The sequence below is a fragment of the Pseudomonas sp. HMSC067G02 genome (genome assembly GCF_001813485.1).
GTDB classification, from domain to species: Bacteria; Pseudomonadota; Gammaproteobacteria; order Pseudomonadales; family Pseudomonadaceae; genus Pseudomonas; species Pseudomonas aeruginosa.
Genome location: NZ_KV812683.1, coordinates 1 through 368, shown reverse-complemented (window position 1 = coordinate 368; position 368 = coordinate 1). Strand labels below are relative to the sequence as shown.

1 protein-coding gene is annotated in these 368 nt (G+C 61.1%); it reads right to left on the bottom strand.

The window, feature by feature from the left end; all coding sequences use genetic code 11:
* A partial coding sequence (gene phzA, locus HMPREF2914_RS16290) for a phenazine biosynthesis protein PhzA (RefSeq protein ID WP_049237415.1) occupies window positions 1-368 on the bottom strand: 368 nt, incomplete at both ends.

The window sequence follows — 368 nt, the reverse complement described above, 5'->3', positions numbered from 1 at the left end:
CCGTCACGTTTTATTTGCGGAACGGCTATTCCCAATGCACGCAATTTCTGCATCGGGTTCATGAACTCGCGATTGCGTTTTATCCGGCCGTTCTCGAGTTCGAAGGAATGGATGTAGTGGTTCTCGCAATAGCCCTGCGGATACCCTGGGACCAGCGCCTTGCCGCGCCCGTCGCACTCGACCCAGAAGTGGTTCGGATCCTCGGTCTCGAAGATCCGCACGTTGTGCCACTCCCAGTCGGGGAAGCAGCGCTCGAGCCACTCGGCGAGCCGCCTGAGGCTCTCATGGCCCCGGAAAACCAGGGGTTCACCGCTTTCCGTGGTCCAGTTGCCGGCGCAGCCGTCCTCGACGAACAGGCTGTGCCGCTG